Source organism: Trueperella sp. LYQ141 (genome assembly GCF_046599555.1).
Lineage (GTDB): Bacteria > Actinomycetota > Actinomycetes > Actinomycetales > Actinomycetaceae > Trueperella.
The window spans coordinates 247,868-267,246 of sequence record NZ_JBKIWQ010000001.1 but is presented as its reverse complement, the minus strand read 5'-3'; the positions used below and the strand labels follow the sequence as shown (position 1 = coordinate 267,246).

16 protein-coding genes and 1 tRNA gene are annotated in these 19,379 nt (G+C 54.9%); 5 read left to right on the top strand and 12 right to left on the bottom strand.

Annotated elements, in window-relative coordinates; all coding sequences use genetic code 11:
- Positions 1-93: 93 nt before the first annotated feature.
- The 6 genes from ACLHIJ_RS01125 to ACLHIJ_RS01100 all read right to left on the bottom strand — a co-directional run bounded on the left by ACLHIJ_RS01125 (position 94) and on the right by ACLHIJ_RS01100 (position 4,719).
- Positions 94-1,098, bottom strand: coding sequence for a hypothetical protein (locus ACLHIJ_RS01125; RefSeq protein WP_411298289.1), 1,005 nt, complete (start codon positions 1,096-1,098; stop codon positions 94-96).
- Positions 1,073-1,549: a hypothetical protein gene (locus ACLHIJ_RS01120; RefSeq protein WP_411298287.1), complete on the bottom strand. Its 477-nt coding sequence runs from the start codon at positions 1,547-1,549 to the stop codon at positions 1,073-1,075. Before ACLHIJ_RS01120 ends, ACLHIJ_RS01125 begins: the two co-directional genes overlap by 26 nt.
- Before the next feature lie 399 nt (positions 1,550-1,948).
- A tRNA-Arg gene (locus ACLHIJ_RS01115) sits at positions 1,949-2,021 on the bottom strand.
- Positions 2,022-2,131: 110 nt separating this feature from the next.
- Complete coding sequence (locus ACLHIJ_RS01110) at positions 2,132-3,058, bottom strand: universal stress protein (RefSeq protein ID WP_411295974.1); 927 nt, start codon at positions 3,056-3,058, stop codon at positions 2,132-2,134.
- Between the two features lie 116 nt (positions 3,059-3,174).
- Positions 3,175-3,915, bottom strand: a complete 741-nt coding sequence (locus ACLHIJ_RS01105) for a C40 family peptidase (RefSeq protein ID WP_411295975.1) — start codon at positions 3,913-3,915, stop codon at positions 3,175-3,177.
- Between the two features lie 120 nt (positions 3,916-4,035).
- Positions 4,036-4,719, bottom strand: coding sequence for a metal-dependent transcriptional regulator (locus ACLHIJ_RS01100; protein ID WP_411295976.1), 684 nt, complete (start codon positions 4,717-4,719; stop codon positions 4,036-4,038).
- A 242-nt stretch (positions 4,720-4,961) separates the two neighbouring features.
- On the opposite strand from ACLHIJ_RS01100, the gene serC reads away from it, so the two are divergent.
- Entirely contained in the window at positions 4,962-6,299 is a 1,338-nt protein-coding gene (gene serC / locus ACLHIJ_RS01095) for a phosphoserine transaminase (RefSeq protein WP_411295977.1), read from the top strand.
- 709 nt (positions 6,300-7,008) lie between these two features.
- On the opposite strand, the gene ACLHIJ_RS01090 is transcribed toward serC, so the two are convergent.
- The 4 genes from ACLHIJ_RS01090 to ACLHIJ_RS01075 all read right to left on the bottom strand — a co-directional run bounded on the left by ACLHIJ_RS01090 (position 7,009) and on the right by ACLHIJ_RS01075 (position 11,176).
- On the bottom strand, positions 7,009-8,514 hold the full coding sequence (locus tag ACLHIJ_RS01090; protein WP_411296005.1) for an NCS2 family permease: 1,506 nt from the start codon (positions 8,512-8,514) through the stop codon (positions 7,009-7,011).
- A gap of 157 nt (positions 8,515-8,671) precedes the next feature.
- Entirely contained in the window at positions 8,672-9,955 is a 1,284-nt protein-coding gene (gene manA, locus ACLHIJ_RS01085; RefSeq protein WP_411295978.1) for a mannose-6-phosphate isomerase, class I, read from the bottom strand.
- Positions 9,956-9,999: 44 nt separating this feature from the next.
- Positions 10,000-10,809: a DUF3027 domain-containing protein gene (locus ACLHIJ_RS01080; RefSeq protein ID WP_411295979.1), complete on the bottom strand. Its 810-nt coding sequence runs from the start codon at positions 10,807-10,809 to the stop codon at positions 10,000-10,002.
- Positions 10,802-11,176, bottom strand: a complete 375-nt coding sequence (locus tag ACLHIJ_RS01075; RefSeq protein ID WP_411295980.1) for a cold-shock protein — start codon at positions 11,174-11,176, stop codon at positions 10,802-10,804. Before ACLHIJ_RS01075 ends, ACLHIJ_RS01080 begins: the two co-directional genes overlap by 8 nt.
- A 275-nt stretch (positions 11,177-11,451) precedes the next feature.
- Between ACLHIJ_RS01075 and ACLHIJ_RS01070 the strand changes: the two genes are divergently transcribed.
- From ACLHIJ_RS01070 to ACLHIJ_RS01055, 4 genes are all read left to right on the top strand, one after another.
- Complete coding sequence (locus ACLHIJ_RS01070; RefSeq protein WP_411298285.1) at positions 11,452-13,383, top strand: hypothetical protein; 1,932 nt, start codon at positions 11,452-11,454, stop codon at positions 13,381-13,383.
- A 527-nt stretch (positions 13,384-13,910) separates the two neighbouring features.
- Positions 13,911-14,666, top strand: a complete 756-nt coding sequence (locus tag ACLHIJ_RS01065; RefSeq protein WP_411298284.1) for a PspA/IM30 family protein — start codon at positions 13,911-13,913, stop codon at positions 14,664-14,666.
- 218 nt (positions 14,667-14,884) lie between these two features.
- The gene (locus ACLHIJ_RS01060; protein WP_411298282.1) at positions 14,885-15,637 is read left to right on the top strand and encodes a response regulator transcription factor; all 753 of its coding nucleotides are present in this window, start codon (positions 14,885-14,887) and stop codon (positions 15,635-15,637) included.
- A 22-nt stretch (positions 15,638-15,659) separates the two neighbouring features.
- A complete protein-coding gene (locus ACLHIJ_RS01055; RefSeq protein ID WP_411295984.1) occupies positions 15,660-17,144 on the top strand; it encodes a sensor histidine kinase in 1,485 nt (494 codons plus the stop codon).
- Between the two features lie 391 nt (positions 17,145-17,535).
- On the opposite strand, the gene ACLHIJ_RS01050 is transcribed toward ACLHIJ_RS01055, so the two are convergent.
- Together ACLHIJ_RS01050 and ACLHIJ_RS01045 are read right to left on the bottom strand one after the other, a co-directional pair.
- Positions 17,536-18,486 (bottom strand): lysophospholipid acyltransferase family protein, encoded by a 951-nt coding sequence (locus ACLHIJ_RS01050; protein ID WP_411298280.1) that lies wholly within the window; start codon positions 18,484-18,486, stop codon positions 17,536-17,538.
- Positions 18,483-19,295, bottom strand: a complete 813-nt coding sequence (locus ACLHIJ_RS01045) for an SDR family NAD(P)-dependent oxidoreductase (protein ID WP_411295986.1) — start codon at positions 19,293-19,295, stop codon at positions 18,483-18,485. Before ACLHIJ_RS01045 ends, ACLHIJ_RS01050 begins: the two co-directional genes overlap by 4 nt.
- Between the last annotated feature and the right edge of the window lie 84 nt (positions 19,296-19,379).

Genomic DNA, 19,379 nt, shown 5'->3' with positions numbered 1-19,379 from the left:
GCGAATTGGCTATCAGCACATGAGGACAATGCGCCGATAGCCAATTCATATAACTATTTCATTAGTAATAAGCAGCTTGATTAACAATCATTCTCACATGCCGCGCGTACCCAAATAATGAATTTCGTCTGCCGTCATACTATCCACCCGAGAACCATCAGCCCATACTGCTTGCACTGCAGACACCGACTTCCTCAGCCACTCAGACTCAGGATCTGACATAGAGATAGGCACACCAACAAATTCAGCGAAATTCTCAAATGGATTCGCCTCATCAAAGGCTATCGAAGTCATATTACCCGCAGCAGGATCGACGATTGCCGTAAGCATCCCATTTTCCATCCGAAACTCTGTGATCGCTTGAGCAAATCTGACTCCTGACCCTGCACGTTCATCGCGCCACGCTTGGAAAGCAGCCAGAACCTGTTGATCCGTCGGCGGAACACTGTAATCATGTGCCGGCGATGGAGAAACAGTAGGTTGTGCAGATGGCGCTGCCACAGGCGGATCTGAGGTTTCCGCTGTCGGAGCAGAACTTGCGCTCGCCGTTGGGGTAGGAGAAGCAGATGAGGTATCACTCGGAGAAGATGTTGCCGAACTAATGGAATGATCCTTCTCTCCGGTAGCACGCTCAGCCTCCTCCGAAGTATCTGGCTGTAAAAATGCGCCAGCAGCAATCATCAATACCACTGCCGACGCAGCCATTGCAGCAATCCACGGCGTCTTAACAACAAGAGTTGGCGTCTGGTTACGTTCTTCCTCCGTTAGATTCTGCATAACAATCGCATGAGCCTGTTCAACTTCGCCGGTATTAGCTCTGGCTCGGGCAAGCACATCTTGCGCTTCTTCGATCGCCTGGGTGTCTTTCTCTGCAGCTTCCAACTCCGCTGTGGCAGTCTTGATAGACTCCTCTTTTTTCTCTTGGTTTTGTTGGGCATTTCTATCAGCATGGATTGCCGACTGAAGAAAACGGCGCGCTTCTTGCCCTTTATCTGGTTCTAGTGTCAAGACCGCAGCGAAAGATGAGCTTTCCAATAATAGATACAGCTCCCGCTCATCATGAACTTCTTTCTTACGCGCAGTGGCACCAACCAGCATACCTAGCTGCCCGAGGAGCACCCCCCCCCGTTGCAATACGGGTAAGTGTTGATCGAGACGTTGCATATATGTTTCCAGCGGTATCAACCCGCCCTGTCAGTGTGCCATCAAACTTAAAGGTTCCCGATGACACCGAAATCTCAAACCTAGTGAAGCTAAACTTTCCTCTTTTACCTTTAATCGAATTGACCGTTTTCGTACCCCAAATTTCCGCAGCTTCTTTCTGCTTTTGAAGCTGCTTAACCCGTTTGCGATACGACCGTTCTGCTTGAGACAATGCCTTTTCTGCTGATTTCACTTCCGAGGCATAACGATTATTAGCCCGATCTAGAGCTTGTAATTCTGGTCGTTTCTCGTTATGAAATTTTCGCACTCTCAACATATTGAGAATCAATAACACCAAAGCGCCAAGCAATAATAGCGCTGCAAAAATAATCAGTATTACACCCATAACAGAAGAATAACAGTAGAAATCAGAGTATTTACCTGGTTCTCATTGGATAATAAACAACTCTTCATCGGTCATATCGCGTCTGGCGATATTCCATGAATTACCAGCCTACTCAGGGTACTTTCAGCGCTTCAGTGCCTAAGCCGCAGGATTAACACCCATTTTATTATCAGATCTTGAGCACGACGCATTGCCGATAAGCAGAGCTAGCTACACTGCCACCCGTTCACATGAAAACACCACTCGGCAAACTCTATGGCAAGCCGAGATTTCCGCGTTATTTCAAGATTTACCGGCAATGAATGAGCCGTAAAAAGTGGTTACGTGCCGAGCGTGAGAGGATAAAAATGACTGGGAGTGAGCCACAAAATCCTTGTGATAGCAAGGAAAAATCGGTAGTGCCCCCGATAGGAATCGAACCTACGACACCGGCTTTAGGAGAGCCGTGCTCTATCCACTGAGCTACGAGGGCCAGCCTGTTGATCTTATCGGATGGGCTGCGGTGTCGCCATTTATCACCGCAGCCCATCCGATCATGAGAGGTTACATCAGCAGATCATCTCCTGTTAGCTTTACCCTGTTTCACTCTTCGTCATCAACGATTTGTGCGGGTAGTGGCCCTACGTCGTCACCGGGGCGCACACGCCGAGGAACCACCATCGTCGGGCATGCTGAATACCCGAGCAACGTCTGTGATGTTGACCCGAGCAATAACCCAGTAAAGCCGCCTCGCCCTCGCGTTCCTAGCACCACCAGATCGTTTTCGTCGGATAGTTGCGCAAGAATATGCGCCGGGCTGCCTTCGCTTGCCGTCACGCTGTACGAAATCTGGGTATCGCCCGCTACCTCTTTAAGCTGTTGCGTAACAGCGTCCTCCATCTCCGCCAGGTGTTCTTCCCGGAAATTCACCATCGGCACCCATCCGGCCGCCGCTGGATTCACAACCGTCACTACCTGCAGGTGGGCTTGCCATCGCTCAGCCTCCCACACCGCCCGCTGTAAGGCGATCTTGGCAAAGTCTGAGCCGTCCACCCCGCATACCACGCGCTTTATGGGTAAACACTTTTCGTCGCTATCTGTTGGGACGACAACAGTTGGGCAATACGCATTTGCCGGAACAGCCGAGGATACCGTTCGCAAGAGCCGATCTGCTAACCGCCCTTTCTTCTGCGAACGCCCACCGACAACGATCAGTGCCACCCGTTTTGACATCTCGACGAGCACCTCAGTGGGATCACCAAATTCTAGGGCTGAGGTCACTTCCACCCCTTGCCCGTCAACTTGAGATACCGCGGCGTCAACAATCTCTTTTGCTGCCTCATAAAGATAGTTAACATTCCCTTGGGAAGCCTGGAACTCAGGGAACATGTACTGCGAGGGCAATTCGTACCCGCAGACGATATGTAGCCGCGCATCCCGCGCCCGCGCCTGAGCATGTGCCCAACGCAGAGCGGAATTTCCGGCGTCAGATCCATCAATTCCTACCACAACAATGTTTTCGTGTGCCATAGCATCCTCCTCACCCCTCATTATGTCACCATTTTGTGAGGTGGAACATAGAAAAAGGAGCCCTTTCGGACTCCTTCTCGAAAATCTACGCTTTTGCCAGTGCGTTGCGAAAAATATCAGCCAAAGACGCGGATAACCGTCGGCGTGTAACCTGCCCACGAATCCGGACCAACGCGGGTTCCCATTGCTTGATTCCATGCAGCGACGTTCTGCCCGCCACCGACGGAGATGGCGACGTGCCCTGGCCAGTAAAGAATATCGCCTGGCTGCGCCTCCGAATACGGAACTTGATGACCGACGGAGAGAACCGAAGTCGTTGACCCGCCAATAGCAACACCATGCTGGGCATATACCCACCGGACGAAACCGATGCAATCCCAACCGGCTGGCGTCGTGCCACCCCAGATGTACGGAGATCCAGTGTGAGCCATCGCCGTGCCCAGAACAGATCCGCCAGCAGCCGAATCGTAGGAGACTTCAACTGAAGCAGCTTCTCCGACGAGGGAGCTACGATCAACATTTTGCGTAGCTGCCGGAGTTTGCGCTTTCTCATCCTTGTTTTCGTCTGCCTTTGCCGCAGCTTGCTGCGCATGGGCATCCAGGGAGACTGTGTGCATCGTCCATTGAGCATCGGATTGGGTGTTCAGTTCGACGGAAACTGCTTGGGGAGCTTGGACGGTGTGCGTTGACGTTGTGGTGGCTGTGTTTGCTGCTGCGTCAGCGTCCGTGGACTTAGCAAAAGCCAGTGGCGCACTTAAACCCATAACCATTCCAGCCGCAGAAGCGGTCGCAATCGTTGCGAGAGTCTGTTTCGAGAAAGTTTCACGCTGCTTAATCAGTACGTGACGTCCCGCCATGAATATCTCCGTCGTTGTTGCTTATCTCTGTAACGTTTATGCGGTCGCGAAAATCGACCTGACACAAGCATAACGATTAGATCTCAGATTGTCACAATTTGATAACAATGGAATAGCTCACTACCGCTCACGGATGAAAATACCGCGGGCAACATCCCCCGACAGACGGACTGCATGTTCCCCGCAAGAGACTAATACATCCCCGTCGCGCACTTCATTAACGACGATATCTGCCCCCGGCAGCACTCCCTCGTCATAAAGCATCTCAAGAATATCCACATCCAATTGCACCGACTCGGCAATCCGCGCAATTGTGTATATACGCCCGTGAGCAGATTCCTCTAAAGTGCTGAGCGCAGTCACGCCATCCTGGCTCACCGTATAGATCTCCTGAGCCTCCCGATCAGGAATGGGATTACCGTAAGGATCAGAATGTGGATCATCAAGCAACTGCGCGATTTTATCCGCCACATCTTCAGAAACGACGTGCTCCCAGCGGCAGGCCTCGTCATGCAACTGCGGCCAATCAAGTTTGATAACATCACTCAACAATCGCTCAACCAGCCGATGCCGACGCATCACATGAAGCGCTTGCTGCAATCCCTCCGCAGTGAATTCGATATGACGATTCGAACCGACGTGCAATAAACCGTCGCGCTCCATACGGCTGACGGTTTCTGAAACCGTCGGGCCAGACTGCTCTAATCGCTCAACAATTCGGGCGCGCAAAGCAGGAATATCCTCTTCATACAACTCATAGACCGTCTTGAGATACATCTCAGTGGTATCAATCAGTTGACTCACGACGCCTCCCGCTTCTTTCTTTGTTCATATTATCGAACACCTCTGCACAAATCGACGACGTGCGATTTCGCAAGCCAACTATCCCTTATTTACCCTCACCGCCGCGTATTTACCCTCACGCCATACGCTTCCCGCTCGCCACTCGCATAACCAACCGTTACAGCGGGAAACCGCTACAGTACGATGTGTTCGCTAGCCGGTCACCACCTGCGCATACGCCCCAGGAATGAGACGATAGCTACATGGCTATTGCACGCTCACCCGAACCACCGAATCCACCGAATCTGCAAAACCCGCACGCACCCGAATCGGAGCAGACCGAGCGCGATTCCTTGCTGCCCTCAGCACCGCCGCGCGCCACCGCCTCGGCAGGTTCGCACACTGCCAACAATCACACGGAAACGTCACCTGCCACAACCGCTGATGGCACTATGGCTTCCGCCAGGTATTCACCTCGCTCCGCTCAGTATTGCGAGGAAACGCCTGCCTCTGCCTTGCCATACATCCACGATGGACGCTTCGGCTCGGGCCCGTCAAAAGTTCGACGCGAACATCTGCTCGCCCTCACCGATCCACACAGCCCTATCGGCACTTCACATCGCCAGAGCGGCGTCCGAGAAATCGTCGGTCAGATCCGCCAACACATCGCTGATCTGTTCCATCTTCCCGATGGATATGAGGTCATCCTTGGCAATGGTGGAGCAACTGCAATCTGGGATGCTATCCCGTTTACCCTGGTCGAAGGTCGCGCTCAATGTGCTGTCGTCGGGGAGTTCTCCGCAAAAGCCGCCCGAGCAGTGGAGCGCGCTTCTTGGCTTGATCGCCCACAGATCCGCCGAGTTGAGCCAGGGCAATATATTGGGTGCGTGCCAGATGCCCAGGTCGATACCTATATATACGCACACAATGAGACGTCCACGGGCGTATGCTCTCCCCTCGTCTCTATGCCTGACGGACTCACCGTTGTCGATGGCACTTCGATTGCTGGTGGCGCGCTGTGCGATCTGAGCACCACAGATTTTTACTATTTCTCCGCCCAAAAATGTTTTGGGGCTGACGGGGGTTTGTGGCTGGCGATTGCCTCTCCAGCAGCACGTGAGCGAATCGAACGCCTCAGTGCTTCGCGGTGGGTTCCTGATTTCCTCAATCTGCAATTAGCTATCGAGAATTCGCGCAAAAACCAAACCTTGAACACTCCGGCTATCACCACGCTGCTCCTTATTCATAGCCAGCTCGCGTGGATGCATGAGTGCGGTGGTTTAGCTGCAATGGCTCAGCGTTGCCAGAGTAATTCGCAAGCTATTTATACCTGGGCGGAGAATCACGCCTACGCTCGCCCATTCATTGAGCCGGATTACCGTTCTCCAGTTGTGTGTACCGTTGATTTTCACCCCGAAATCGACGCCCAGCAGATGGCACGGATATTGCGGGAGCGTGGAATTCTCGATATTGAACCGTATCGTAGCCTCGGGCGCAACCAGTTACGGATCGCCGCGTTCCCAGCGATTGAGCTAGCTGATATCCAGGCATTGTTAGAAACGATTGATTCGATTATCGCCAGCGGGATTCTTCGCTCCTGAGCTGACGTTGAATTCCTTCCGGCGGATTTATAGCGTATGAGATAGCGGTTCATTTGGGCCGACGGAGGATTTCGGCGTCCGTTACCGGCTCAGAGCAGGGAACTCTCGATTGTGTTACCCAGGCCGGCATGGACGGTGACTCGCAGAATCATGCTCGTTGCTGGGCAGATACCTGCCGTGCCCAGTCTGCAAGGCGCGCCGCTCATCTCAAAGAGGAAACATCGCACTATCGCCCGCGAACGCACGCGCGCTTAGTAGCCGCTCTCCCGTTAACGAAAATGCCTGCCGCACTGGATTTTTTCCTGCCACACTGGAAATCTTTCCTGCCGCACCAGAACAAATCGCACCATCAAAAAACTGCCACCACGCCACCATCGAAAAAGCACAGCGGTTGGGCTGCCAGTAGCTATCTCAGCGCATACTACGGGTACGTATCGGGCAGCAATAACCTGCACCTCCCGAGAAAGTGGCACTTTTTAGAGTGGATGCACGCGGCGGACCATTCGACTGCCGCAGTTACTTCATCACGGATACCCCACATGTATCAATGGCCGGTATGCGCTCATATTGCGCATACCGGCCATCATAGAATCAGCCTTTTTAGCTCACTGATCTGCGGCGTAATGCCCACGCCCGCTCATAGACCGCACGATAAGACAGTCACATTCACCGGCGACGACAGGCATTGCCCGCAACGGGCGTTCACCTTTTATGCCACCCCTAATAAATGGTTGATTGGTTCAAGCGCGAAGTAGATCATGAATAAGGCTGCAGTCAGATACATCAAGGGGTGTACCGACTTCGCTTTCTTCGTCACTAGCTGCATGAATACGTAGGTAATGAACCCTACCCCGATACCCACCGTGATGGAGTAGCCGAAGGGCATAAAGACGATAGTCATGAAAGCCGGAATCGCAATCGCTAGATCATTCCAGCGAATCTCCGTCACCTGTTGCATCATCAGGAAACCGACGGCAACCAGCGCTGGAGCAGCCGCCTCAGAGGGCACCATCGCAAACAGTGGGGCGAGGAATGTGGCCAGAATAAACAAGCCACCCGTCACAATGCTTGCCAGACCAGTGCGCGCTCCGTCTGCTACGCCGGTGGAGGATTCCACGAAAGAGGTATTTGAGGATACGCCACCTGCACCACCTGCAATTGCACCAATGGAGTCAATGAGCAGGATGTGCTTAGTGCGCGGCGGATTCCCGTCAGCTTGCAAGAGATCTCCTTCGCTGGCAACGGCAACCATCGTGCCCATCGTGTCGAAGAAGTCGGCCAGCATAACCGAGAACGCCAGCACAACTACTGCCAGTACGCCGATCTTGTGGAAGGGGCCGACAACTGAGAATTGCCCGATCGTTGAAAAATCTGGGATTTGGACGGGAGAGCCAGCCAGCGCAGGAACGGTCAAGCTCCAACCGCCAGCATTTTCGGCGCTTTTCACGCCAAGTTTGCCAATTGCTTCCACGACGAGGGATAGCGCAGTACCAGCCAGGATTGCCCACAAGATAGCGCCTTTGACGCCTCGAACCATCAAAGCCATCGTGATACCTAGACCAACGATGAATACAACTAGCGGCCAGGCCGAGATAGAGCCATTGACGCCAAATGCCAGCGGGGTGGCCCCTGCTCCGACGATACCGGCGTTGAGTAACCCGATGAGGGTGATAAACATGCCGATACCAACCGAAATAGCGGTGCGCAAAACGCGGGGAACCGCACGGAAGATTGCTTCTCGTAGCCCCGTCAGGACGAGCAAGACGATGACGATACCTTCAATAACAATGATTCCCATGCCGTCAGCCCAGGTCATACCCGGGAGCTGAACGATGGTGTAGGCAACGATCGAATTTAAGCCCAAACCGGCGGCCAGGGCCAGTGGGAAGTTTGCCACGGCTCCCATCAGGATAGATAAGATACCGGCAACCAGTGCCGTGCCTGCCGCAACAGCCACCATATTAGGTGTCGTACCGCCACCGAGATATTTGCCGGTGGAGTCGGGGCCAGACAGGATAATCGGGTTGAGTACCAGGATGTACGCCATCGCGAAGAATGTGACGAATCCTCCGCGAATTTCTCGCGCGAGAGTTGATCGACGTTCGGTAATTCGGAAGGTGCGATCTAACCAGCCAAGTTCTGCCTCGGCGGCGATCGGGGTGGTGTGCTTATCGTGAATCTCGTGCTGCGATACGGTCGCAGTGCCATTGGAAATGCTCACCCTTTGAGTCTCACATGGCAAAACAGCCGGTCACAAGATGAATCTCAAAATCTGGACGTAATCTCGCCCATATCCATCTCAATATTTAAGATTTTCGACACATACTGAGATGGCTCAGGTGAATTTATCCTTATCGCGGTTTATCTTCCGATTACGGGACGCCAGCGAGAACAAAACGCCCTGCCCCACGAGCCAGCAGCCCGCCATCATCAGCTCGAACAAATATCGCTTGCCCAGTATTGAGCAACCCATACTCACCGCTATCCGCCCACAGCTCAGTTGCCCCCTCTAAGCACAATACGATCCGCGGCCCACTCCCACGTAGCCGAACCCGCTTATTGGCATTACGCAAACTAATAATCGACAATTCAAAATCGTCAACCGGCGCATAATACGTCGCCTGTACTGGGCTGAGCGCCTCGGGAGCGATCCGGATTGGCGGAGCCGCCACTGTTTCAATCACCGACAACAGCTCTGGAACATCAATATGTTTAGGCGTCATACCAGCCCGCAAAACGTTATCCGAATTCGCCATAATCTCCACACCCAAACCCGCAACATAGGCATGGACCGTTCCGGCTGGCGTAAACATCGCCTCACCAGGTTTCAACGTCACCGGATTAAGCAATAAGGACGCCACCACCCCAGGATCCCCCGGATAATGTTGCGCCAACTTCCCCACCAGCGCGTCAGCACGCGGCGAGGGAGACACCTGCGGATCACGCGCACAACACGCAGCAACCACACGCATCACTGCTTCAGCATCGGGGCGCTCATTAACCGACAGCAGCCCTGCAAAAGCTGAACGCACCCCATGAGCATTCGGCGATAGCCGGATCTGCTGGGCAATTCGATCCGTCACCGGAGTATTCAAACCTGATAACACACCAAGAATTCGGCGCGGAGTGCGAAACCCGACGAGCGCTTCAAAGGTCGAGATAGCGTAGACCAACTCCGGCTTATGATTGGCGTCGCGATAGGCCCGATGCGCCGCAGCACGATCAATACCCGCCTGCTCCTCACGCGCAAAACCCCGCTCAGCCTGCGCCTTAGACGGATGCACCTGCAAAGAAAGCGGCTGCGCCGGCGCAATAACCTTCAACAAAAACGGCAACTCCGCGTCCCCGCCACCAGAAACCAGATTCGCCCCCAACACCCCCTGCGGATCACCCGCAATATATTGGCGCAAATCTACTGCAGATCCCGCTTCACTATCAGGAGAAACAGGGGAAAACAGATGCCCTCGATCACGAATATCTGACGGATTAATCGCGAGCGCACGCGCCCCCACACCAATGCGCGCTGGAGCCGCCGGATGCGCCCCAAACCACAACTCTGCTACCGGAAAATCTGCCGGTGGCAAGCCAAACATTCGAGGGATAGCGCTTGGAGAACCCCACTCATAATCGCGTACTCGCCCCTGAATAATATGCATGTGTGCCTTGTGCCGTCTCTGATCCCACAGCCCGCAAAATCTAGCTAGTCATCCCCCGCGCTTGAGGAGCGATCACGGCGCACCTCATAGCCCTCATCCAAAACAGGTTCAGACTGCTTCCATATCTGTTCTGGATGTTTCGTATCCGTCTCCGAATGAGCACCACAGCCATGATCGAGCGAGACTACACGCCCATCGAAAGGCGACCACTCATTCGCGCACACCCCGAACAACTGCCGAGCAGATCCGCCCATGTGCATGAGATACCCGCAGGTCGCACACGCCGCCTTCGCCATCCGAGTCGCCTTATTACGCGGGCCAGCATCCCCGGCATACCAACGCTGGAAAGCCGCACTGCGCCCATGCGCAGATAACACCCGCGCACGCCCAAGCCCCAACTCAAATTGTGCTAACTCGTCGGCGTCAACACCCGTCGCTTCAAAACCTTCATCCAATAACGGATCCGTATTCGCCTGCAGATTCGCATCATCAGGCTGATATGGGAGACGATCGGTATCGCTGACGTCCTCCGGACGCAACCGATCCGCCCACGGCACCCATTCCGGAGCAAGCAAGGCCTCCGGCCCAGGCAACAATGCCACCTCATCAACACAGCCACGCCGCGCACGCGGCACCCGAGATAAGGTCACCGCCCACAGCCAACCGCGATACCCTGGCAATAAACACGTGAACGTATGGGTAACCACCCGTTCCGCTTCCTGCACGACACCGGCATGCTCACCGATATTCTCAGCCCGCGTGACATCCAGCAAGGCCTCCCGAGCCTGCTCAACCGCCGCGGCCAACACCTTTTCCCGTATCGCTGCCGAAGAGGGAACCAACCGATCAGACATCAAAATCCTCAGCTAATGCGCGCAACGCCTGCGCAATACGCGGCCCTCCATCGGGATAACGACCACGCCGCAAAGACGTCGAAGCCGCGTCAAGGATCTTAATGAGATCCTCAATAATCGGGACCATCGTTTCCGGAGATCTCCGATTTGCCGCAGCCAATGACGGCTTCTTCTCCACAATCGTCAGTTGCAATGCCGCCGGGCCACGTCGGGTATCACCCACGCCGTACTCCACTCGCATACCTGCTCGTAACCGCGCACCAATCGGGACTGCGCTTGCGGGAAGATAGACCTCAGCGCCATCGTCACCTGCAATAAAACCAAAGCCCTTCTTCTCATCGAAGAACTTCACCTTTCCGGTTGGCACGACTCACTCGCTTTCTGCCGACACTCGGCACAACTGTACATACATTAATCCTTACCTAGTATCGCACTTTTCTGTGCAAAAATGGCAGTCGAGCCGGCGAAAATCTCTTCACTACCAGCCAAATACATTCCAGCTTTGGCATGAGAGTTCCCCATATTCTCCCGCAGCACCTCGATATACTGAGCACAGGATGACAGCTAGCGCATGATACACATGCAAAGAGGCGCGTCCTTTCCCGCTCGTGCCCTGAGCACCAGAACTTCTTGGAGGCCTGTGTGAACGCCCGTCGTATCCTTAGCGGAATAGTATTCGTCTTTGCCGCACTGATTTTTCCGACCACAGCCCTAGCCGCTGAACCACTCGACGAACTCAACGGGCATCTGGATGATCGGGCCAAAGTTATCACCGACGCTTCCTCCGTCCGCGATGCTATCGACGAGGTACCAGGGCAGAACCTGTGGGTCGTCATCGTGCCAAATACCGGATCAATGGATGTGGAAAAATGGGCACGAAAAACGCATGAACGTGCTCACCTGGACGAATCCGAAGCGCTCTACGTCATTTCGGTGGATACTTCCGAGGTTGCGTGGTACGCCCACAAGCACGTCTCTGGCGTCTCCTACGAAGCAATTGACGCCGCTACGGACGATCACGTGCTCTCGCTTATGACCGATCATGAATGGGATAAAGCCATTATCGCCTTAGCGAAAAACGTCCATGATGAGGTAAAAGATGGCGGCAGCTCCACGTCTTCCTCCCAGGCACATCCCGTCAATTCCGCCGTCACCAAAGGGCTTATTGGCATAGGCGCTGGCGGGCTGGTTGGATTTGGCGCATATACCGTCATCACTCGGAAAAAGCGCAAGGAATCCCACGAGCAGGCCACGCAAAAGACAATCCGCGACGCCTCCTCAGAGCTACTGGATATTGACAATGCGGTACGCGCTGCCGCTAATGAACTCGATTTTGCTCAAGCAGAATTTGGCGTGGAAGCTACCCGACGTTTTTCTGCCACCCTACAGAAAGCCCAACAGGCAACCAGTGAGGCATTTCAGCTTCACAGCCGACTCCACGATACAAGTATTCCGCTTGCCGACACCGAAAAGATCGCACTATCGCAGCATATTACTGAACTCGTCGGGCAGGCTCGCACCGCCTTAGAAAAACACACCACAGAGTTTTCCACCCTGCGTCAGTTGGCATCCGATGTGGAAAAATCCATGTCAACTATCGCCACACGCGCCAGCGAAATCACAGCACGCCTGAAACTCGGAACAGACGCCCTGGATAACCTGGCAATCCAGTACCCACCCTCAGTGCTGAAAACACTGGAGACGTATCCCCAGCAAATCACCACGCTGTTAACGGCAACCGATCAATCCTTAACACACGCGCGCCAGGAACTCGAAGCGGGGGATCGCAATGCTGCCGTGCCGTATGTGGCAATGGCTAACAAAACTATTGACGAAGCCTCCTCCTTGGCGGAATTACTGATTAACGCCCCGACGGAACTAGATAAGCAACGTGCCACCGTTCAACAGCAGATCGACTCCCTCAGCGCAGATGTTCGCGATGCGCAACGTTTAGCGCCGGATGATCCCAGCGTTCAGCCCTTTGCCCAGCAGGCAACGCAGGTATTGGAGCGTGCCCGCACCGAGAAGATTGACCCGTTCGCTATCTCAGTGGAACTACACGAGACGGAAACCCGTATCGACCAGGCGCTCGCACCTTTCCGGCAAGCCGACGAGAATCGTCAAAAGCTGGAAGATCGCGCACAACAAGCTCGGCAAATGGCGGTACAGGCAATAGACGATGTTGACGCGACGATTTCGCGATACCGCGCTGGCGTGCGCGGCCAAGCCCGCGAACAGCTTTCCCGCGCACGTTCCTTCGTCGCACAAGGAGACGAAGCACAAGAACCAGCAGCGAAACTGGAGTATTACGAGGCAGCCCGCAAGGGAGCACAAGCTGCTCGCGACATGATGTGGTCAGATATGGGCGGCTCAAGCGGGGGGCAATCGCTGGGAGAAACCATCATTAGCGGGTTAGTGCACGGTATCGTCTCTGGCGCGATCTCCGGTGCATACCGTGGATATGGGCGTCGCTCTGGCGGATTTGGCGGCTTCGGATCTGGCGGATCCGGTGGTTTTGGCTCGGGTGGATTTGGAAGCAGCGGAGGAGGCAGCACCGGCCATCGAGGATTCTAAGCGCGCTGCTAGGCGCCGTGCCTAGCAGTATCTAGAGCTACCAGAACCGTAGCTTTATGAGGATTCCTCAGCGTTCATCGGTTTGCGCATATTCTTCCGCCCCACCCGCAATACTGACGTGTAGCGCTTCGTGTGGGAAGAGGCCACCTCAGATGCCAAGCGCTAGTTCATCACTGACGCTGGTCCCCTCCTGAAAGCTAACTCGTCAGGCCTTATGGAATCACAGCAATGAGTGATAGAATCCGGTAACTGATGTAAAACCAGGCAACTAGAGCTAAACGCGAGAGCAGATAACTCCCCGCCGAAGCCGCGTTTAACGCAGATATAACCGTCTTTGCGTACGCGCTGAGGTAGACCGACGAAAAGCACAGCACGAATCACGCCAGATCCACCTTAAAACCACTGAAAGTACCGAACCAGCAACAACCAAAACAAAGCAAGAACCCAAAGCGATTCACCAGAATCCACCCGAGGGATGCCCACATTCGATATTCTTAAAACATCATCCTCATAGAAAGGTACATCACATGGCAGAAAAGCAGTCGATCCTCGGCCGGATCGCACAGCTCACCAAGGCAAATATCAACGCGTTGATTGACCGAGCAGAAGATCCCCAAAAGATGCTCGATCAGATCGTTCGCGACTACACGAACTCGATCGCTGAAGCTGAAGACGCCGTCGCAGTCACCGTCGGTAACCTGCGCCTGGCACAAGCTGACTACAACGAAGATATCGCCTCTGCCCGCGAATGGGGGCAAAAAGCCCAAGCTGCTGTGGAAAAAGCCAAGGAAATGCGCGAAGCCGGCGACGAAACCAACGCCGCCAAATTCGACAACCTCGCCAAAGTTGCCATTGAGCGTCAAATCCAGCACGAAAACGAAGCCCGCACCGCTGAGCCGATGATCGCCTCCCAAGAGGAAGTCGTCACCAAGCTCAAGGACGGCCTGAACATGATGCGCTCCAAGCTCACCGAGCTGAAGTCCAAGCGCGATCAACTCGTTGCCCGCCAGAAGAGCGCCACCGCGCAGAGCCAGGTCAACAAGTCCCTATCGTCAATCAACGTGCTTGATCCCACCTCCGAGCTATCCCGCTTCGAAGATCGGGTACGCCGCGAAGAAGCCCTCGCCGCTGGTCAAGCTGAAGTTTCTGCCTCCTCTATCGAAGAGCAATTCGCCCAGCTTGAGGATTCCTCCCTCTCGGCTGAAGTCGAAGCACGGCTTGCCGCCCTGCAATCCGGCAGCAAGCCCGAGCAGATCGAAGGAAAGGAATTCATGAGCTACTAAAGAGCTCCGCTCTTTGCATAGCTCATGCGATCTAGCAGATGTGCCGGTGCTCGCATAATGTCAGGCGAGCACCGGCACGCAACATTTTCCCCGCCCACACGCACCCCACATACAAGCTGGCCTTATCCACCCTCTGACGTCCACTCACCCAACACTGCCCCACACGCGCAATGTGGGAAACCTTGGCACGTCCCGCTCCAGCAAGGCAAGATGAGAACATGGTGTTACATCCCAATACAAGCGCAAATGTAGAAGCAAAGATCCTCGTCGTCGATGATGAACCAACCATCCGCGAGCTGCTCTCTGCCTCACTTCGCTTCGCCGGCTTCGACGTCGCAACCGCCGCAGACGGCAATGAGGCACTCCACGTCGAATCACGTTTCCAAGCCGACCTCGTCGTCCTCGATATTATGCTCCCCGATATGGACGGCTTTGAGGTGCTCAAACACCTCCGACAGCGCGAACCCTCCCTCCCCGTCATCTTCCTTACCGCCCGCGATGACGTCCACGATCGCGTGCGCGGCCTAGAAGTCGGTGGGGATGATTACGTCACCAAACCTTTCTCCCTCGAAGAAGTCGTCGCCCGAATCCATGCCATTTTGCGGCGCACCAGCCCAGAAACCAACGAATCGGCCATCTTGCGCTATCACGACCTTGAAATGAATGAAGATACCTACGAGGTCCGACGCGCCGGTCACGAAGTCGATCTATCCCCCACGGAATACAAACTCCTGCGCTACCTCCTCATTAACGCCGAACGAGTCGTATCAAAAATGCAGATCCTCGAACACGTATGGGATTACAACTGGGAAGGCGAAGCCTCAATCGTCGAATCCTATATCTCCTACCTACGTCGAAAGATTGACAGCCCTGAAGCTCTCGGCATGAGCGACCCCGACGAAATCCGCCTCCTCGAACCAATAATTCACACCAAACGCGGCATTGGCTACGTGCTGCGGCGAGCGAAATAACACCACGTAGGAGCAAAATCCCGTGCCCTACCGTTCCCAACCCTCCCCGAAAGTCTGGCATACCCTTTCCTTTCGGATCGTCGTCGCCTTCGACGTCCTACTCACCCTCGTCCTCATCATGGTCACCTTCCTGGCGACCTTCACCCTGCGTAACTCCCTCGTGGATGATACTGATCGCTCACTGCGTTCCTCGGGGCGTACCCTGGCAACCGTCACCGTCGAACAGCTCATTAACGGTTCCCAATTCCAAGTCCTGCCCTCCGAGTTCTACTTTTTCATCAGCTACAACAACCCCAATGATGACGACAAACCCCTCGGCAAATTCGAAGTAGTCAACTCGCAGATCACCGCCGAGCATGGCACACCCGCCAACCCGGTTCAGCTCGCCAAATTGCCGGTCAATTCCCCGCAAACCGTCCCGTCTACCCTGCCCGATCAGGAATGGCGAATCATCACCCTAGATCTGAACTTTTCCCCGACGACAATCACCAGCGTCGGCACCGTCGTTATCGGCATGCCGCTACAGCCAATCCAAGACACTGTTGGGAATCTGGCCCGCACCCTCGCCACTCTCGTTATCATCATCCTGATTCTCGGGGCGCTCATCTCCTATTTCCTCGTCGATCATTCCCTCACCGGGCTGCGTGACATCGAACGAGCCACCCACGAAGTCGCCGCCGGAAACCTCTCCGTGCGGGTACCCACCGGCATTGAAGGCTCAGAGGTTGCCCTCCTCGGTGAATCTATCAACAAAATGCTTTCCCGCGTCGAACAATCTTTCGCCGCCCAAGTGGCCTCCGAACAGCGGATGCGCCAATTCGTCTCCGATGCCTCCCACGAATTACGCACCCCGCTCGCCACTGTGCGCGGATACGCCGAGCTATACCGGCTAGGTGGCGTACCCGAAAAAGATATTCCCACCGCCATCGCCCGAATCGAATCCGAATCAGAACGAATGGCACACCTCGTTGACGATCTTCTACAACTGGCCCGACTCGACGAACGACGCAAAATCAACATGCAGCCCGAAGATCTCGCTGCCATCGCCCTTGATACCGTAACGGACTTCCGAGTGCGCGCCACCGACCGATGTGCCCGCGTCATCGGATTAGACGGAGGCGAGCCACAATCCGTCATCGTCAAAGCCGATCATGAACGTGTTACGCAGGTGATTACCAATCTGCTTTCCAATGTGCTCACCCACACCCCCGACGGAACACCCGTTGAGGTCGCCGTTGGGATTGACCCATCCGATTCACATATCGGTATCGTCGAAGTGCGCGACCACGGCCCCGGTATTGCCCGCGACGACTGGGATCGCGTCTTTGAACGGTTCTACCGCACAGATTCCTCGCGTTCGCGGGGATCTGGCGGCTCAGGACTCGGCTTAGCTATTGTGGCGGCAATTATGCAGATCCACCACGGTTCTGCAACGATAGACGAAACCTCAGGTGGCGGGCTAACCGTTCGGCTACGTTTCCCTGGCGTCTTGCCTAATACTCACTAGAGCTACACTGGCGAATAGACGACATACCGAAATGAGCGCACTTACATGCGTTCCACAGTGGCAGTGATAACTCTGGAACGCTCTGGTCACCTGCGTATTTTGGCAACCGTTATGATCTGAGATTTTTGGCTATCTATTCGTTGCCACTCGCCTACCCATATAGCTGTTTGACGGCCCATATTGGGAGCTACGTGTACTCACATCTGCTCATCGTTGATCGGCGGCTGGCTTTATAGCTTGCCTCTCATAAAGCCAGCTCACTGTGGGAAATACCGGATTTGACGATCTCCTCAAGGCGTTCCCCGTCGATCCGTGCCCCTTGGCGTTCCTGCCAGCCCGCCCATTGCCATCAATATCAGGCACCTGCACTGGCCACCGTCCCCATCTGCTGTTAATCCTTATCTGAGGCCCTATCCGGCGCAGACTCAGCCGAGCCAATGCCAGGGTCTGCTACCGCACTGCCATCAGATAGCGCAGTAGCCTCTGAGGAATCGCCCGCACGTGCAGCATCACGAGCTGATGGCTCGCTCACCCCAGCGTCTGCCCTCATATCAGCCGACTCACCAGTGCCCATCGGTTCGCCAGCAGCCATCGGCCCGCTCCCTACCCGATCTGCATCGGCCTTATCTGCCACCATCCCAGCCTCAACCGGATTCGCTGTTTGCTGCTCCAACATCGCCGCAATACGGCTGCGCACCCGCCCCATAAACGCAACCGCGTCCTCATAGGACTGGGGGTACATTGGCCGACTGATATACAGATTCACTGGCGGATGATTCAAGGTCGGCAACTTAGCTCCCACCGGCATCGCCTCATGCCCGCCACTCATCGCTAAAGGCACAATCGGCACGTTGTACTTGATCGCGAGTGCAGCCGCGCCCGGCTTGAATTCCCCCAGTTCGCCCGTGCGAGAGCGCGTCCCTTCCGGAAAAATCAAAATCGGGATACCTTCGCGCAATAGTCTGCCCGTCATGCCTTTTGCCATCCCGCTGCGCGGATCATCCGAACGAGATTTGCGCTCAATAGGATAGGTGTTGAAAAACAAAGACGTCAGTTTAGAAATCGTCGGCTTGCGATAAAAATAATCAGCCGCCGCCCCCGTCGCCAACCGCTCCGTCATGTGCTCAGGCAACAGCGTAAAAACCATCGGCGCATCCAAATGCGAAGAATGATTACCGACGACGATATACGCCCCCGTCAAGCCCTCAACATTTTCCTGACCCGATACCGTGGTATTCAGCAGGGTTTTGATAACTGGGCGAGTCAGAAAACGACGCACATTCTTGCGCGCATCGCGTCGGGACTCGGAATGGTAATCGTCGAGTGGGTGCAGTGAGCTCATCGTCGGCCTTTATTCAATGTAACTACCGCCCGCTTAACCAGCGAAGCCGGCGCATGTTTTGCCACAAAAGCAATCGCTTTGAAACGCTTTGAGGGGACGGATCGCGTCTTTCCCCGCTCAACATCACGCAGACAATCAGCCACCACGCGATCCGCATCCAGCCACACCCAATTCGGGATAGACGAATTCGACACTCCAGTGCGAGCGTGGAACTGTGTGCGCACCCATCCGGGCAGGAAAGTCACCACCTGCACCCCTAATGGCGCTGCGGCAATCGCCAAGGAATCTGACCACGTGCGGATGAACTCTTTGATCGCGGAATATGCTCCCATTGGGGCAAGCGCCGCAACCGAAGCAGTATTGATAATCACGCCCTCGTGTCGGTCTGCCATCGCTGCCGCCGCTGCGCCGCCTAACTCCATCGGGGCCAAACCCATCAGCTCTGCACCCTGGCGTAGTTGCGTGGCGTCGCGAGTAATCATGGAGGCATATAACCCAGCGCCGGCATTATTCACAAAGATCGTCACAGGTGATTCCTCATTGAGGAGGCGTTCTTTCACCTGGGCAAGATCTGCTGCGCAGGTTAAGTCTGCTGCCAGCGTCTCTACGTCTACCCCGTGAATCCTCATCTGTTGCGCGGCCTGGCTTAGGCGTTGTGGATCTCGGGCAACGAGAACTAGATCAATTCCGCGTGACGCCAAGGAATACGCAAAAGCTAGGCCGAGTCCTGATGACCCGCCGGTGATTAAGGCGCGCCCGTGCAGACGCGAACGTGACGATGCCATATATGCCTCATTATGTGTGCTCATAAAACGACCCTGTGGATAGATCGTGTGTTCCAGCGTATTCAAATCCTACCGTCATTCTAGGTAGAATCATTCCTGTACTCGAAT

Excerpts from the sequence above, each read along its gene's own strand:
- ACLHIJ_RS01125 (WP_411298289.1), bottom strand. The coding sequence starts at position 1,098 with ATGCTGGTTGGTGCCACTGCGCGTAAGAAAGAAGTTCATGATGAGCGG.
- ACLHIJ_RS01120 (WP_411298287.1), bottom strand. The coding sequence starts at position 1,549 with ATGGGTGTAATACTGATTATTTTTGCAGCGCTATTATTGCTTGGCGCT.
- ACLHIJ_RS01110 (WP_411295974.1), bottom strand. The coding sequence starts at position 3,058 with ATGGCACACGAAAACATTGTTGTGGTAGGAATTGATGGATCTGACGCC.
- ACLHIJ_RS01105 (WP_411295975.1), bottom strand. The coding sequence starts at position 3,915 with ATGGCGGGACGTCACGTACTGATTAAGCAGCGTGAAACTTTCTCGAAA.
- serC (WP_411295977.1), top strand. The coding sequence starts at position 4,962 with ATGGCTATTGCACGCTCACCCGAACCACCGAATCCACCGAATCTGCAA.
- manA (WP_411295978.1), bottom strand. The coding sequence starts at position 9,955 with ATGCATATTATTCAGGGGCGAGTACGCGATTATGAGTGGGGTTCTCCA.
- ACLHIJ_RS01080 (WP_411295979.1), bottom strand. The coding sequence starts at position 10,809 with ATGTCTGATCGGTTGGTTCCCTCTTCGGCAGCGATACGGGAAAAGGTG.
- ACLHIJ_RS01065 (WP_411298284.1), top strand. The coding sequence starts at position 13,911 with ATGGCAGAAAAGCAGTCGATCCTCGGCCGGATCGCACAGCTCACCAAG.
- ACLHIJ_RS01060 (WP_411298282.1), top strand. The coding sequence starts at position 14,885 with ATGGTGTTACATCCCAATACAAGCGCAAATGTAGAAGCAAAGATCCTC.
- ACLHIJ_RS01050 (WP_411298280.1), bottom strand. The coding sequence starts at position 18,486 with ATGAGCTCACTGCACCCACTCGACGATTACCATTCCGAGTCCCGACGC.
- ACLHIJ_RS01045 (WP_411295986.1), bottom strand. The coding sequence starts at position 19,295 with ATGAGCACACATAATGAGGCATATATGGCATCGTCACGTTCGCGTCTG.